Below are 345 nucleotides of genomic sequence, written 5' to 3' on the forward strand. Positions count from 1 at the left end.
CCGTCAATCCGGGTCTGGCCCTTCTTTACAAGCTCCGGCTCGAAACTGCTGTCGCGGTCGCGCGGCACCGTCACTGGAAAGGTGCCCTCCTGGCCTTTCAGCACCTTGGTCGTGGAGCCATTCCGCCGGTTCGACTGGCCCGGCGGGGCAGCCTTGCCTTCCTCATAGCCCAGATGCGCGGTCAACTCCGCACCCAGCATACGCTCCATGAGCCGAATTTTCAGCTCCTTCAGCAACCCGCTGGCTCCGAGCAGGTCTTCAGGACGCTTCACGCCCGTCAGCAATTCGTCCAGGAGTTCCTTCGAGATGGTCATTCATACTTCCTTTCGGTGAAGTATGGACCAG

1 protein-coding gene is annotated in these 345 nt (G+C 60.6%); it reads right to left on the minus strand.

The features are described 5' to 3' along the window. Positions 1–314: transposase (locus tag B7449_RS17170; RefSeq protein ID WP_048883907.1), on the minus strand; the 314-nt coding region annotated here is incomplete at its 3' end. Between the last annotated feature and the right edge of the window lie 31 nt (positions 315–345).

Source organism: Komagataeibacter intermedius TF2 (assembly GCF_000964425.1).
Lineage (GTDB): Bacteria > Pseudomonadota > Alphaproteobacteria > Acetobacterales > Acetobacteraceae > Komagataeibacter > Komagataeibacter intermedius.